Here is a 12,968-nt window from a genome sequence, read left to right as displayed (position 1 = left end):
CCCAGGAAAAGGTGCCAACTGTTGATGCTGCACCCAAGCCGATGCCCTCCGGAAAAGTCCCCGAATGGGACTCCTCCTGCCCCTCCAGGGCGAGGGAACGAGAGAGTGGATCTCTCTGGCTAACCAACAACGCACCCAGCTACTCAACCACCGGTTTCCCAATCGGGAACTTCATCCTGCGGGATTAAATTCTCGCAACGCACCCTCCTGGCACAGTGCAATGCACAATGTTGACACGATGGGCTGCCATAGTCCTAGGCGCTGGGCGAGCCATCTCATTTGTTTCGCGTTTCCAGTCTTCGTACCCGCTGAATGCGAGGGCCCAAATTGGGGCCGGCGGGCGCGCCAGAAGGCTCACTCCATTTTTTCATTTAGCGTGAGGGACAACATGACAGGTGCGACTGATCCGTTTTCTGCCTCGATCATTCCGTTCGAGGTTCCCGAGCAGATGCGTGCGTTCGCCGAAAAGGGCGTGTCGCAGGTCCGCGAGAACTACGCCAAGTTCAAGGACGCCGCCGAAACCCACAACGGCACCGTGGAAGCCGTGTTCACCTCCGCCAGCAAGGGCGCGAGCGAGTACACCGCCAAGCTGGTGGAGTTCATGAAGGCCAACACCAGCGCCCAGCTGGACTTTGCCCAGCAGCTGTTCGGCCTCAAGTCGCCGGCCGAAGTGCTGGAGCTGTGGACCGGCCATACCCGCAAGCAGTTCGAGACCTTGCAGTCGCAGGCCAAGGAGTTGATCGAGCTCAGCCAGCGCGTCGCCGCCGAGACCGCCGAGCCGATCAAGGCCAGCGCCGAGAAGTTCTACAAGCCCGCCGCCTGAGGCGGACCGGACTTGAAGTGATTGAGAAACCCGGGCCGAAAGTCCCGGGTTTTTCTTTGGAAACGACGCTGCGGGCGATGCGGCCTGGGTTTAATCGACCTGCGCCAAGAATTCGGACCACCTCTCCCAAAGGGAGAGGTCGGATCGCATCGAAGCTGCGATCCAGGTGAGGGGTTCAAGCCTCACTGCGGGACGCGGCCCCTCACCCGGATTGCTCAGGGCGCGCACTTGCGCGCCAAAGCAATCCGACCTCTCCCCGCTGGGGAGCGGTGAGGGACGCCCAGCCGATCTCGCCTCGGAGAGGGCCAAATATCGGGTTTTGCGGCCTTGCCAAAAACGCCGGTTGCACCTAGTTTCCGCCCCGTCCAGCCCCCCTCGGCACCGGCCCTTACCTGAGGGCGTCCCAAGGCGCGGCTCGCCAGGATGCAGTTGTAGCTCAGTTGGTTAGAGCGCCTGTCTGTGGAACAGGAGGTCGGTGGTTCGAGCCCACCCAACTGTACCAATGATCTCAAAGAGTCGAGCCCCTGCGCCCACGGTCTATTCGCTTGGTCTATTAAAGGCGCTGAGCGGAACGTGGGCACGACCAGCATGCTGCCGGCCTTTGGACCCGAAGCCGTCATTCCAAAAGTGGTTCGATGACTCTCTTTACTCGCCTCTCTCACGATCCAGGAGAAGTCAGACCGCGCCGTAGAAGTGCCTGTATTGCCATGCGGCTTGCTCCTCCAATTGAGCTTCAGACCACAATTGGTCTTTGAAGCGCATGACAGACATAGGCGATAGATCGATGGGCGGCCTGCCATCGATAATCCAAGTTGCAAGTGCCTCTCCGACGGCTGGCGAGATTGAAAGCCCGGCGACATTGCATCCGCTTGCAAAATAGAAGCCCGCCGCTCCAGGAGCCGGGCCAAGGATATGATGGCCGTCAGCGGTCATGGTCGGAATGCCACCGCGAAATTCCCGCACCTTGGCAGTATGCAGGATCGGGAGTTGATCCTTCACTTCAATCGCGGCTGAACAAAGCACCTCAATGTCGAGGGGCATGTCCTTGATGTCGAAATTGGCCCCGAGCGATTGCATATCGAAAAAACGCGGCGTTTCCTCGTAGACACCCCAAAGGAAGCCGCCCTGGCAGGGACGCGTATACACGGCGGCATCCATGATCCGAACCATCGGCAGGTCAGCGCGCGCGCCATCCAGAGGTTCCGTGACGATCAGTTGCTGCCGGGTGGGTTTCAACGGTACACGAATCCCGCTTGCCTCCGCTACCTGTCGCGTCCATGCACCGGCTGCATCGACGACGACCGGGCCTTCAATGATGCCTTTCGCGGTCGTTACGCCGGTCACCTTGCCAGCGCTGATGTTTACGGTGAGCACGCCCGTCTTCGGCAGCACGGTTGCACCCACAGCCGCTGCTGCTCTGGCGAAGCCGACTGCAACCTGCGCTGGGTCGAAATACCTGTCGTCAGCGATCCTCATCGCCGCTACGACGCCTGTTGGCTTCAAAAATGGATTGAGGCCGCTTGCCTGCTCCGGAGAGATCAGCTCGACATCAAGGCCCATACGGCGGCCGCGTTCAAAATCGGTCTTGAGAACCTCCGCGTCTTGCGGCCGACGCGCGATCTTCAGGCTGCCCGAATGCACCCAATCGAGAGGCTGCCCGGTTTCTTCCGTGAACGCTTCAATCTTGCGGCAAGCGTGCTTGATGAGGCTAATCATCAATTCGCTTTTGCGAACGCAGCTCACCATGCCTGCAGCGCGCGGCGAGGTCTGCGATCCAATGTCATGCTTGTCGACAAGCGCGACCCTGAGACCTTTTTGCTTGCTTAGGTAATATGCTGTGGCAGCGCCGAGGCCGCCGGAACCAATGACGATAACATCGGCCTTGCTTATCATGACAATGCCTCCTGAAATCCATCAGCAGCGAAACCTACCACGCGGTGGAGGTCGGTGACCATTCCCCGTTCTCTGGACAATAGCGCCGCAAGGGCTGCTTATAGCCCGCGACTGACATGCATTGACGGTGCCGGCACGCCTGCTTGCGAAGCCGGAGCGGACTCGATGCAAGCGCCAAGGAAGGGCGAGCCGCCACCGCCGATGCGGACGAAGCAGCGGTGGCTCGCTGGCGCGGAGCGTGTCGGTGCGCTCCGAGCAATACCCTCCCGAGACCACTGCAAGCGGAAGGGCCGTGCGCTAAGCCGCCCTGATCCGCTCCGGCTTCTTGACGCGCGCAATGACGATGCCGAGTACGGCGCGCGGGTCCGCGTCCAGCCTGCGAAAGGCTGCGCCTTGCTCTTCGCTGAGTTCGATCAGCGCTTCCTCGTCGCGGTCGCGAGCCAGTAGCTCCGCTTCCAGCTCCAGCAGCTTGGCCGCGCGCTCATCTGACGACATCATGAGAGCCGGGTGCGCTATCCTGTCGATCTCTTCGGTGCAGCCGCTTCTCTAAAGAGACGGGGCCAAGCCAAGCGAGCGCGGCGCCGATGTCCAGCTTTGCTGTCCAAGCGCCCTCTGCCGAGGTGTCGAATTGGGCTTGCAAAGGCCGCCCATAATCAAAGGTGAGCTTCGGCCGGCCGCACTCGCGCTGAGCCGCAACATAAGCTGCTGCCTGCCTCTTCAGATCGGCGCCGATCAGCACTATGGCCATGCGCTCCTATGACCCCAGCCCGATAATCCGACGCGCCATGCGCACATTGGCATAGTCGATCATCTTGCCGTCCAGCGTCACCGCCCCCTGGCCTTGCGCCTCGGCGCTCTCCATGGCCTCGACGATCCGTCGCGCCTGGGCCAGCTCCTCGTCCGATGGCATGAACGCACGCAACGTCGGCTCGATCTGGTCGGGATGGATGGTTTGCTTGCCGTCAAAGCCCATGGCGGCGGCCTTTTGCGCGCTCCTTTCGGTGAGCTTCGCATCGCGAAAGGCGCCGCACGGGCCGTCGATGGCGCGCAGGCCGAAGGCACGTGCCGCCACCAACAGGCGCATCATCGGGTAGGCGAACAGATCGAGCGGCGCGGACGCGTAGCCGCTTTGCGCCGAGCCGACGTGGCGGTAGCTGTCCGGCGAAATTCCGATGTCGGAGGTGCGGGCCCCGAGCGAGGCCGCGAAATCGCCGACACCGAGATGAAGCGCGGCGACGCTGTCGTGGCAGGCGGCGAGCGCGTCGACATTGACGAGACCCAGCGCCGTCTCGATCAGCAATTCGAGCGCCACCGGTGCGGGGCGATCCGGCGCAGCCCCGCGCACCTGGTCAGCAACGGCAACGATGTCGCTGGCGCGCTCCGCCTTCGGCACGATCACCGCATCCAGCCGGGGATGCGCCGCCAGCGCGCGGATTTCCTCTCCGGTGAACGGGCTGTCGACGGCGTTGAGCCTGATCGCGATGCGCTTGTTGCCCCAGTCGAGCGATGACAGCGACCGGACGGCTTCCTCCAGCGCAACACCCTTCTCGGATGGCGGCACCGCGTCCTCGAGATCCATGAACACCGCATCGGCAGCCGAGGCGGCGGCTTTGGCGACAAGGCGGGAGCGATGCGCGGGAACGGCCAGATAGGCCCGCGTCGGCCGCAGTGAGACCATCGTCACGTCTCCCTGGCGAGGCCGAGTTCACGGAGGATGGAATCGTTGTGCTCGCCGATATCAGGCACCGGATCCATCCGCGGCGACAGGCCGGCAATGGTGAGCGCCGGCAGGAAGCTCATCACCGGCCCGCTGGGGGAGCCGACCGTCTGCACCCGCGAGCGCGCGTGGAGTTGCTCATGCTGCAGGAAGGCGTCGACCGAGTTCAGATGGGCGTTGGCGATCGAGGCTTCGTCGAGCAGCCGCAGCACCTCTTCGCTGGTCATGGATGCAAAGCGCTGCTCGATATGCGCCTGCAGATCGTCGCGGTTCTGCATGCGCAGCGGATTGGTGCGGAAGCTCGGATGGTCGGCGAAGCCGGCATCGCCCAGGACGATGCGGCACAGCGACCGCCATTCGCGATCGTTCTGGATGCCGAAGAAGATGGTGTTGCCGTCTCCGACCCGGAACGGGCCGTACGGCGCAATCGTCGCGTGCCTCGCGCCGGTTCGCGGCAGCGGCCGGCCCGTACTGTGCGTGTAGAAGGCGGGATAGCTCATCCAGTCCGTGATGGAATCGAATAACGAGGCCTGGAAGGCGGTGCCCTTGCCGGTCCGCTCGCGGCGATACAGCGCCATCAGCACGCCATTGAGGATGTACATGCCGGTGGCGATATCGACCACGGAAAGCCCGACCTTTGCCGGCTCCGCCTCGGTGCCGTTGACGGCGAGCACGCCGGCCTCGCACTGGACCAGCAGATCGTAGGCCTTCTTGTTGCTGAAGGGGCCGCCGGCCCCATAGCCTGAAACGTCGCAGGCGATTATGCGCGGGAATTTGCGCAAGAGAGATGCGGCATCGAGGCCGAGCCGCTCCGCCGCGCCGGGCGCGAGATTTTGGATGAAGACGTCGGCCCGCGGCAGCAGGGCGTCGAGCACCTTGCGGCCATCGGGACTCTTGATGTCGATCGCGAGGCTTTCCTTCGAACGATTGGTCCAGACGAACTGGCTCGACATGCCGTTCATCACGTGATCGTAGTCCCGGCAGAAATCGCCGTCGCCCGGCCGCTCGATCTTGATGATCCGCGCGCCCCAGTCCGCCAGGTGCCGGCTCGCAAGCGGCGCCGCAATCGCCTGCTCGAGCGAGACCACCGTCACGCCCGACAGCGGCAGCTCCGTCTCATTCCTCTCCATGCGATCGCTCCACTCCCGTGCGCTTTTGATCAGCGCAGGAGACAAGACGATCCATCCCACGCGCATCCTTTGATGACGACATGATGCCCCTGTTTTGCCCGACGAGTCAAATTCGAATTCGTGAAATCCTAATACTGGAAATGCTGAGGGATTGCCGTGACTTGGCTACTGTGCATGGGGTTGTTTTCGCGGTTTTTGTTTGAGGTCTGCCGAAGCGGGACGCTGTACGCCGCTTCGGCTTGGGGAACTGCAGGCCTTCACCGCCTGTTGCCGAGAGCGCACACGTTGCGCCTTTCGCATCCCCCTCCGGTTGCCAATCAACCGCCGTTCACCCACTATCCCATCTGTTCGACATGTGGGGGGATCGATGCCGGCGTTTCGCTCGAAGAAGTCCTTTGCAAAACCGTTGGCCGTTGCCAGCCTCGGGATTGCCCTGGCCGTCCTGGCCCTGCCGCGCGCCGGCTTCGCCTATACCCAGGAAGAGCAGCAGGCCTGCTCGCCCGACGCGATGCGGCTGTGCGGCGAGTTCGTTCCGAACGTCGATGCCATCACCGCCTGCATGATCGCGAAGAAGTCGCAGCTCTCCCCGCAATGCCGGGTGTTCTTCCGGCCAGGACCCGAGCCGGGCGAGGTCCGTGCCGGCAAGCCGACCAACATCGCGCCCAAGGCCGCGAGGAAGAGCACCAAGCCGGCGCCGAAAGCCAAGAAGAAGAAATCCGAGCAGGGCTGAGCGCGACGGCGCGCTTTCTTCCTCGAAGTTCGGCAGCCGCGTTTCCTCCGTTGGACTCGTTTTGTTCGCGCGACCGGCGCGCCGGCTTGCGGCAATTCCAAGCGCACACGACAAAAGAAGAGTCGCGAATCGGTTTGCGCGGCAAGGTTGCGTTCCGCTTTGTCCCGCTTCGCTGCTCAAAAAGCGCATGATCGCTCGCGCAGGCCGCATTTCATTGCGATTGTATCGGGCGTCGCACCAGGCAGTGTGACTCAAAAGCCAACACGCCTTGTTATTTCGTGGCGGCAACGCAACTCCCGATAAATTTTTCTTTCACGAATCAGCGCGCTGATTCATTTTCGAGCCACGGGGTCAATCTGGAGGCCGAAGGTATGAACGTTATTGTTTTTGCATCACGTAAAGGCGGTTCGGGCAAGAGTACCCTCGCTGCCCATCTCGCCGCGCAGATCAAGGCGAGCAAGCAGGTCATGCTGGTGGACGCCGATCCGCAAGGCTCCCTCACGCTCTGGCACAAGCTGCGTGGCACCAACGAGCCGTCGATCAAGGCGGCCGTGAACTCCGTCAGCGGCATCGTCTCCGCGGCCAGGCGCGACGGTTATGAATGGGTGTTGATCGACACGCCGCCGAACCTGTCGGCCGTCGTCGACGACGCGATCAGGAACGCGACGATGGTGATCATTCCGGCGCGTCCCGGCGTGTTCGACGTCAACGCGGTGCAGGAAACCATCCAGATGTGCCGCGCCGCGCGCAAGCCCTACGCGGTCGTGCTCAACGGCGCGCCGGCGCGCCGCGACGAGACCGAAAGCCCGATCGTCACCATCGCCCGCGAGGCGCTGGCGAAATTCCGCGCTCCGGTGTGGGGCGGCCAGATCACCAACCGTTCGGATCTCCTGATGGCGCTCAGCCACGGCGAAGGCGCGCGCGAGTATCAGGCCGAGAGCCGCGCGGCTCAGGAAATTGCAAGATTGTGGGCGGCGATCGAGCGTTCAGTGAAGGCTATTCGCGGCACGGCGTCGGCTTCTGGCGCAATGCACAAGCAAGCGGCATAATTTCATTATTCATTTCCGAGGTGCGAAAAACGCGCGGACGAGCCGCGCGTTTTGCGTTTCTGCCGTCACCTGTCATTTCCGGGATGGCGCGCTAGCGCCAGACCCGGAATCTCGAGATTCCGGGATTCGCCCTTCGGTCGATCCGGAATGACGAGCTGAGCTACGCGACCATCAGCATGTAGAACACGATGACCGGCGACAGAGTGAGGATCACCGACCAGATGCCGACGGCCCAGAGAATGTCCTCGGTGGTAAAGCTCTGCCCGGCGTCGTAATGCGACGCCATTTCATGCTGACTATTCACAAACGCCCCCGCGATTTCTTCGCTTATGGGCGCCAGTGATACGCGGGATGTTTTAAAATTCCGGGTCGCAGCTGGCCCCGCATTTTGAACACAGGTGCTACCACGGGTTAACCATCCGCGTGGCGCTGTCAGCCTGCCAGCCAGACGCGAAACAGCAGCACTGGCATCAGGCCGAGCATCACCGCCCAGAACCCGAATGACGACACCACCAGAATTCCCTGCACGAGATCGGCCGGCGCGAATTGGCTCGCGGCCGTCGGCCGGGTGCGATGTCCCATGGTCATTCCCCCTTGGAAGTCTTGGCGGAAAGATAGGCGCGATTGCGTAAACGAGGCGTGGATGCACCATGCGGCAGACGCGAAGGCGGTTGGCGCGCGGTTAACTATGGAGGCGTTCTTACCTCCCCTGGAGGGGGAGGGTCGGCAAGCGCTCGAGCGGAGCGAGACGCGTCACGGGGTGGGGTGATCTCTCCACTCGGGCGCTGTCCATCGCGGAGAGACCGTCACCCCACCCCGCTCGCGCTGCGCGCGATCGACCCTCCCCCTCCAGGGGAGGGTAAGCGCTAGGCCGCGGCTTTCATTCGTCGCTCGATCTCGCGATCGATCGTGGCGGCGAGTTCGCTGCTCACTTCCACCATCGGCAGGCGTACTTCGGGGCTGTCGATGAGGCCGCTGCGCCACAGCCAGTACTTCGCCGGCGCAGGGCTCGGTTCGGCGAACAGCAGCCGTGTCAGCTCGGCGACCTCCTGCCAGCGCGCCATCGCGGCATCGTGATTGCCGCGCTTGAGTTCCGCATACACCGCCGCAAATGTCGCGGTCTCGACATGGGCTGACAGCACGATGCCGCCGTCGGCGCCGTCGGTGAGCGCCTCGAAATAATTCGCGTCCTCGCCCGTGAGCACGCGAAAATCCTTCGGCCTGTCGCGCAGCAGCGCGGTCGATTGTTCGCGGCTCGCGCCGCAATCCTTCAGGCCGACGATGTTCCTGTGTTCGGCGAGCCGCAGCATGGTCTGGTTGCTGATGTTGACCGCGCAGCGGTAGGGAATGTTGTAGAGCGCAATCGGCCAGGCGGCGTGATCGGCGAGCGCCTCGAAATGCGCTAGCAGCCCGCGCTGCGACGGCCGCACATAGTATGGGCTTGCGATCAGATAACCGTCGATCGGCCAGTCCGCGGTCTCGTCGAGGCGATCCTTCAGCCGCGAGGTGTCCGCGCCCGACAGCCCGAGGCAGATCGGCAAGGTGCGGCGGCCCGCCATCTCGTCGCGGACGACGGCGACGAGGCGCTCGAGTTCAGTGTCGCGCAGCGTCATGCCTTCACCCGAAGTCGCCCCCAGGATGAAGCCGTCGATGGCCTGTGCGCCGTAGTGCCGCGTCAGCCGCCGCAATGACATCTCGTCGAGACGGCCGTCGCGAAACGGCGTCACCAGCGGCAGCCACAGCCCGTGCAATTGGTCTCGTAGTCCGGTCATGTTTCCATCTCCTTCTCGGGAAAAAGGCCTGAGACGGAGGGCACATGAAAAAACCCCGTCCAGGCGGCGGGGTTTTCGGGATTTGCTGCGATGACGAAGCCGGTATTAGCGCACGCAAAAATCCGAGGTCCCCGGATGGGGACCTTTTTTCGAGATGACTGCGCACGACTTCGTGATCATCCACAAATGATGTGGGGTATACCCAAGCCTGTCAATACACGCGGAAGGCGAAAGGCAATTTTGACGAAAAAAAGCCGGACCCGAAGGCCCGGCTTAGGTATTGGCCACGTGAGGCCGACACAATCACCTTCCAAGAGGGATTACTGAACTCCCGCGCCACTGGAGGAGGGGGACAAATGCGCAACGCGAAGGCTCAGCGTGCAAGCAGTATGGGCTTGACGAGCGCCGTCCAGCAACAGCCGAGGCCGCATGTCAGTCATGCGGAAATCAGGACGGCCAGCGCTGCGCCTTGCTGACCACGAAGTCGCGGAACACCTGCACGCGTGCGACCGTCTTCAACTCCTCGGGATAGACGAAATAGGTGTCGAGCTGGATCGAATCCGATTCACCGAACAGCTGCACGAGTTTGTTCTGTTCCTCGACGAGGTAGTCGGGCAGGGCGGCGATTCCGAGGCCCTGCTGACAGGCGCGCACGAGGCCGAGGATGTTGTTGACCTTGAAATAGGCTTCGCGCGGACCCGAGCCGTTGCGACCAGCTTCGATCAGCCAGTTGCGGTTCTGAAGATGCGGGGCGAAGTTGCCGTCCGACAGCGTGATGATGCGGTGAGAGTCGAGCTCCTCCAGCGTGCGTGGCGTGCCGAAGCGCTTGATGTATTCCGGCGAGCAATATGCGTGGAAGCCCATCGCGAACAGCTTGCGCTGGATCAGATCCGGCTGGGTCGGCTTGCGGGTCCGGATCGCGACGTCCGCCTCGCGCATGGACAGGTCGAGCTCCTCGTCGGTGACGATCAAGGAGATCCGGATCTCCGGATAGAGCGCGGTGAACTCGCCGAGCCGCGGGATCAGCCAGTTGATGCCGACGCCAGGCGTGGTGGTGATCTTGAGGTCGCCGCTCGGCCGCTCGCGGCTGTCGGTCAGCTTGGCGCGCGCCGCCTGGAGTTGCATGAACACGTCATGCGCGGTGCGGAACAGCAGGTCGCCCTGCTCGGTCAGGATCAGGCCGCGGGCGTGGCGGTGGAACAGCGAGACCGAGAGCTCCTGCTCCAGCGCCGAGACCTGGCGCGACACCGCCGATTGCGACAGGCCGAGCTGCTCGCCCGCATGCGTGAAGCTGCCCGCTTCCGCCGCCGCGTGAAACACCTTCAGCTTGTCCCAGTCCATATCCGTAAATCCGTCGCGTGTTCGGGGCATGATTCTATTCCGCTGCCGCGCGCTCGGTGGCGCGAAGGGCCAAGAAACGTTCGGCTTCGAGTGCGGCCATGCAGCCGAGGCCGGCGGCCGTCACGGCCTGGCGATAAGTCTCGTCGGCCACGTCGCCGGCGGCGAACAGGCCGGGCACCGAGGTGGCGGTCGAGTTCGGGGCGACCTCGACGTAGCCCGACGGCTTGAGCTTGACTTGGCCTTTGACGAGTTCGGTCGCCGGCGCATGGCCGATGGCGATGAAGATGCCATCGGTCTTCACGTTCGTGAGCGCGCCGGTCTTGACGTTCTTGAGGCGCACATGGGTGACCTTGTTCGGGTTCTCGGTGCCGCAGATCTCGTCGACGGCTGAGTCCCAGATCACCTTGATTTTGGGGTGCTTGAACAGACGCTCCTGCAGGATGCGCTCGGCACGGAAGTGATCGCGACGATGCACGACGGTGACCTGAGAGGCATGGTTGGTGAGGTACAGGGCTTCCTCGACCGCGGTATTGCCGCCGCCGACCACCACGACCTCCTTGTTGCGGTAGAAGAAGCCGTCGCACGTGGCACAGGCCGACACGCCGCCGCCCTGGAATTTTGTTTCCGACGGCAGCCCGAGCCAGCGCGCCTGCGCGCCTGTCGCGAGGACGACGGTGTCGGCAAGATAGACGTCACCGCTGTCGCAGGTGAGGCGGAACGGCCGCTGCGTAGTTTCCAGCTTGGTGACCAGGTCAGAGACGATCTTGGTGCCGACGTGGACCGCCTGCTTCTCCATCTGCTCCATCAGCCAGGGGCCCTGGATCACGTCGGCGAAGCCCGGATAGTTCTCGACGTCGGTGGTGATGGTGAGCTGACCGCCCGGCTGGATGCCCTGGATCAGGATCGGCTCGAGCATGGCACGCGCGGCGTAGATCGCCGCCGTGTAACCGGCGGGGCCGGAGCCGATGATGACGACCTTTGCATGAACAGGAGCGGACATTTCGGTGGACGCCTTTCACGGGGGATTTGCAGCGCGCGCGCGGAACGTGCCGGGAGGCCTCGCGGAGGCGCTGAAATATCAGAGCTAATCTAAGCCTTCTGGTGAGCTATGCAAGAATTGCATTCCCTATCGGCGGATTTTTCCAACAAGGAACAAAAGTCAATTGCGCTGCACGCGCAATAAAATTGCGCTGGGCGTATGGACTGGGTATGAGGATTGCGACAAGCCACCCAATACCGCCGCCGAGGCCAGGAGTTCCAATCACGTGTCGCGGAGCCTAGACGAGATCGACCTGAAAATTCTCACCGAGATTCAGGCCGACGGTCGAATCACGAATGTCGAGCTGGCCAAGCGCGTCGGCATCTCGCCGCCGCCCTGCCTGCGCCGCGTCCGGGCGCTGGAGGAGGAGGGCTATATCCATGGCTATCGCGGCCTGCTGGACGCCCGCAAGCTCGGCTTCGACGTCACCGTATTCGCCGCCGTGCACCTGTCCAGCCAGGCCGAAGCGGATTTGCGCGCCTTCGAGGAATTCGTCCGCGCCGAGCCCTTGGTGCGGGAATGCTGGATGCTGTCGGGCGAGGTCGATTTCATCCTGAAATGCGTCGCCCCCGACATGGCGACCTTCCAGGATTTCGTCACGCACCTGACCGCCGCGCCCCATGTGCGCAACGTGCGGACCTCGCTGGTGCTGCACAATTCGAAATATGAGGCGGCGGTGCCGCTCGACGTGAAGGGACGAAGGTAGCTCGGGTGATCGCCTGCCCCGGCCGGAGCGCAGCGCATCTTCAGCGATGCGCTGCAGAGCCGGGAGATGACCGAGGGCCACAAACAAGAAGGCCGCCGCGCATTGCGCCGCCTTTTCGGAACGGCGTCACGGGCAGCGGCAAATCTCTACCGCCACTCCACCTTGGTGATCTCATACGCCTTGGCGCCGCCCGGCGTGTTGACCTCGACGGAGGCGCCCTTCTTCTTGCCGATCAGGGCGCGGGCGAGCGGCGAGGTGATAGAGATGCGGCCCTTCTTGGCGTCGGCCTCGACCTCGCCGACGATCTGCCACACCGTCTTCTTGTCGGTGTCCTCGTCGACGAGCGTCACGGTGGCGCCGAACTTGATGGTGTCGCCGGAGAGCTTCGAGATGTCGATGATGTCGGCGCGCGCGAGCTTGTCCTCGAGTTCGGCGATGCGGCCCTCATTGTGGGACTGCTCTTCCTTCGCGGCATGATATTCCGCGTTCTCCGACAGGTCTCCGTGCGAGCGCGCCTCCGCGATATGCTCGATGATCCGCGGACGGTCTACAGACTGGCGCTGCTTCAATTCTTCCCCGAGCGCGACAAAGCCGGCCTGGGTCATCGGAACCTTTTCCATCTCTTCTCTCGTCCTTCAGCTGCGCGCCCATAAAGGGTGGCGCGGCAACCTTGATGCGTCGGTGTTCCCGGGGCTCAAAATGCGCCCACCGGGATTATTATTCGGGTCTGGCGCCGGAACAGAACACTCACATGGCCGGACAGTTCCT

At 63.1% G+C, this 12,968-nt stretch carries 14 protein-coding genes and 1 tRNA gene; 5 read left to right on the top strand and 10 right to left on the bottom strand.

Annotated features, from left to right (window positions below):
* The first annotated feature begins 388 nt into the window (after window positions 1-388).
* Window positions 389-823, top strand: coding sequence for a phasin (locus IVA96_RS00935; RefSeq protein ID WP_247277493.1), 435 nt, complete (start codon window positions 389-391; stop codon window positions 821-823).
* Window positions 824-1,248: 425 nt separating this feature from the next.
* A tRNA-His gene (locus tag IVA96_RS00930) sits at window positions 1,249-1,325 on the top strand.
* Window positions 1,326-1,498: 173 nt separating this feature from the next.
* Here the strand turns inward: IVA96_RS00930 and IVA96_RS00925 are convergent.
* The 4 genes from IVA96_RS00925 to IVA96_RS00910 form a co-directional block, all read right to left on the bottom strand.
* Window positions 1,499-2,716: an FAD-binding oxidoreductase gene (locus IVA96_RS00925; RefSeq protein WP_247414993.1), complete on the bottom strand. Its 1,218-nt coding sequence runs from the start codon at window positions 2,714-2,716 to the stop codon at window positions 1,499-1,501.
* 297 nt (window positions 2,717-3,013) lie between these two features.
* A complete protein-coding gene (locus IVA96_RS00920) occupies window positions 3,014-3,214 on the bottom strand; it encodes a hypothetical protein (protein WP_247414992.1) in 201 nt (66 codons plus the stop codon).
* A gap of 256 nt (window positions 3,215-3,470) precedes the next feature.
* Window positions 3,471-4,394, bottom strand: coding sequence for a CoA ester lyase (locus tag IVA96_RS00915; RefSeq protein ID WP_247414990.1), 924 nt, complete (start codon window positions 4,392-4,394; stop codon window positions 3,471-3,473).
* 2 nt (window positions 4,395-4,396) lie between these two features.
* Window positions 4,397-5,563: a CaiB/BaiF CoA-transferase family protein gene (locus IVA96_RS00910; protein WP_247414988.1), complete on the bottom strand. Its 1,167-nt coding sequence runs from the start codon at window positions 5,561-5,563 to the stop codon at window positions 4,397-4,399.
* Window positions 5,564-5,930: 367 nt separating this feature from the next.
* Here IVA96_RS00910 and IVA96_RS00905 point away from each other — a divergent pair, with 367 nt between their 5' ends.
* Both IVA96_RS00905 and IVA96_RS00900 read left to right on the top strand, forming a co-directional pair.
* A complete protein-coding gene (locus IVA96_RS00905) occupies window positions 5,931-6,293 on the top strand; it encodes a hypothetical protein (protein ID WP_247307495.1) in 363 nt (120 codons plus the stop codon).
* A 371-nt stretch (window positions 6,294-6,664) separates the two neighbouring features.
* Window positions 6,665-7,342 (top strand): ParA family protein, encoded by a 678-nt coding sequence (locus IVA96_RS00900; protein ID WP_247277487.1) that lies wholly within the window; start codon window positions 6,665-6,667, stop codon window positions 7,340-7,342.
* A 160-nt stretch (window positions 7,343-7,502) separates the two neighbouring features.
* On the opposite strand, the gene IVA96_RS35530 is transcribed toward IVA96_RS00900, so the two are convergent.
* The 5 genes from IVA96_RS35530 to trxB all read right to left on the bottom strand — a co-directional run bounded on the left by IVA96_RS35530 (window position 7,503) and on the right by trxB (window position 11,455).
* On the bottom strand, window positions 7,503-7,628 hold the full coding sequence (locus IVA96_RS35530; protein WP_256464544.1) for a hypothetical protein: 126 nt from the start codon (window positions 7,626-7,628) through the stop codon (window positions 7,503-7,505).
* A 146-nt stretch (window positions 7,629-7,774) separates the two neighbouring features.
* Complete coding sequence (locus IVA96_RS00895; protein ID WP_247414986.1) at window positions 7,775-7,924, bottom strand: hypothetical protein; 150 nt, start codon at window positions 7,922-7,924, stop codon at window positions 7,775-7,777.
* 284 nt (window positions 7,925-8,208) lie between these two features.
* Window positions 8,209-9,114, bottom strand: coding sequence for a 4-hydroxy-tetrahydrodipicolinate synthase (locus IVA96_RS00890; RefSeq protein WP_247414984.1), 906 nt, complete (start codon window positions 9,112-9,114; stop codon window positions 8,209-8,211).
* Window positions 9,115-9,561: 447 nt separating this feature from the next.
* Window positions 9,562-10,485 carry a LysR family transcriptional regulator gene (locus IVA96_RS00885; protein WP_247277484.1) on the bottom strand — a complete coding sequence of 308 codons (924 nt, stop codon included), beginning with the start codon at window positions 10,483-10,485 and terminating at the stop codon, window positions 9,562-9,564.
* A 4-nt stretch (window positions 10,486-10,489) separates the two neighbouring features.
* Window positions 10,490-11,455 carry a thioredoxin-disulfide reductase gene (gene trxB / locus IVA96_RS00880; RefSeq protein ID WP_247414982.1) on the bottom strand — a complete coding sequence of 322 codons (966 nt, stop codon included), beginning with the start codon at window positions 11,453-11,455 and terminating at the stop codon, window positions 10,490-10,492.
* A gap of 265 nt (window positions 11,456-11,720) precedes the next feature.
* Between trxB and IVA96_RS00875 the strand changes: the two genes are divergently transcribed.
* Window positions 11,721-12,200 (top strand): Lrp/AsnC family transcriptional regulator, encoded by a 480-nt coding sequence (locus tag IVA96_RS00875; protein ID WP_183246374.1) that lies wholly within the window; start codon window positions 11,721-11,723, stop codon window positions 12,198-12,200.
* Window positions 12,201-12,346: 146 nt separating this feature from the next.
* On the opposite strand, the gene greA is transcribed toward IVA96_RS00875, so the two are convergent.
* Window positions 12,347-12,820 (bottom strand): transcription elongation factor GreA, encoded by a 474-nt coding sequence (gene greA / locus IVA96_RS00870; protein ID WP_247277482.1) that lies wholly within the window; start codon window positions 12,818-12,820, stop codon window positions 12,347-12,349.
* Between the last annotated feature and the right edge of the window lie 148 nt (window positions 12,821-12,968).

This window comes from Bradyrhizobium sp. 159, assembly GCF_023073795.1.
Taxonomy (GTDB): Bacteria; Pseudomonadota; Alphaproteobacteria; order Rhizobiales; family Xanthobacteraceae; genus Bradyrhizobium.
This window is presented reverse-complemented; position numbering and strand designations above follow the sequence as displayed.